Source organism: Gynuella sp. (assembly GCF_050297175.1).
In the GTDB taxonomy this organism is placed as follows: Bacteria; Pseudomonadota; Gammaproteobacteria; order Pseudomonadales; family Natronospirillaceae; genus Gynuella.
The window spans coordinates 1-1,520 of record NZ_JBNKSF010000063.1; the positions used below are offsets into that span (position 1 = coordinate 1).

Annotated in this window: 1 protein-coding gene and 1 pseudogene; both read right to left on the reverse strand. The window is 51.8% G+C overall.

Translation table 11 applies throughout. The annotated features are described in order from the left end of the window. A pseudogene (locus ACQY6I_RS24840) lies at positions 1-932 on the reverse strand (hypothetical protein); the annotation flags it as partial. Between the two features lie 191 nt (positions 933-1,123). Next, positions 1,124-1,520 (reverse strand): phage tail sheath C-terminal domain-containing protein (locus ACQY6I_RS24845; protein WP_428241085.1); only part of this gene is annotated, 397 nt, incomplete at its 5' end.

Sequence of the window (1,520 nt, forward strand, 5' to 3'; positions counted from 1 at the left end):
TTATCGATATCCACTGTGGGGGCAATGACCTGCACCAGGGCAACATTGGCCGGTGCTTTCCAGACGCCGCGCTGGGCATCGGTTTTGGCCATGATGCCGGCGATGGCGGCGCTGGGTGGCAGTACCAGGTAGTGAGTGGCCAGCAACGCTTTGACCTGATTGTAGTAAGCCGTGGAATAGTGATCGAAATCAGGATTATTCAGCTCGCTGAGTAAAGCTTCTGTTCCATCCGGCAGTGTGATCGTAACCTTCTCTTCATCATAACTGCGTGCCATGGACGTTTTCAGGTAAGGGTAATATGCCGCACCGTACTTCAGTCCTTGAGACACTTTATTGCGCATGTTGGCGGCGTCATCCCGGATGGCATTGGAGCACTTCACATCGACCAGCGCAAAACGGTCCATCATGGTTTCTGCATGGGTCAGTGCCGCATTCTGGATATCGTAATGATTTTGATCGCTGAGCAGCACACTTTCCGGGCAGGAGATCAGGGTCACCTCATCAACCTTGCTCAGGCTGTTGATGGCTTTGATGAATTCGTCCTTTTGCTGGGTGGCATCCGCTTCCGTCAGTTCTTTGTTGTAATCACCAAGACTGATCACATAACAGGTACCACCGCCGTTGGCAAAAAAGTGCGCCACGGACTGGTACAGGAAGTGACCGGCAGTGCTCGTCCCTGGAATGTAAAACTCTGCACTGTCAGAGTTATATTTGACCGTTACGGCTTCTGCACAGGCATTGCCAAAATTAGCCACGAACTCCAGCATGCTGGTGATACGGATGGCTTTCTGTGTTATGTCCTCGTCACGGTTGTTCTTGATCAGTTGGGTGTAACCGATAAAAGCCGGTATCGCGGTGGGCACTTCAGCCACCGATGGGCTGAGCAGGGAGCGTTCTTTGACGTAAACGTCAGGGGTTTTATATTGACTCATAGGGGTTCCTTATAGCTAAGGGGTGACCATCAAATAGATCAGCATGATCCGATTGCTGGCCGGGTTAGTAATGACAACTTTGTGTGGGCCTTACCGGGTGATAAGGCGATGACTGTCGGTCGTTCTCCTTGGGCAGCTCAGAGTTTTGAACGATTCTGCAGACAAGGGGCGAGCATCCCTGCACAGCCTGATTAACCTTCAATGCTCTTATGTGAGAAGGTCAGTACGATGAACTCGGCCGGTCTGACGGCTGCCAGACCGATTTCGATGTTCATGATGCCGTTGTTGATGTCGTCCTCAGTCATGGTCAGACCAAGACCGATGTTGACAAAAAATGCCTGGTCCGGCGTGGTGCCAAAGAACGCTCCCTGTTTCCAAAGGTTTTCAAGATAACTTTCGATGGTGGTTTTGATCTTGAGCCAGGTGAAGGGCGTGTTTGGTTCGAATACCGCGAAGTAGGACGCTTTTTTGACCGATTCCTCGACCATATTGAAGAGCCGGCGGACTGGAACGTAACGCCATTCATTGGAGTTACCGTCCAGCGTTCTGGCGCCCCAGACCAACGTGCCCTTGCCTACGAAACTGCGG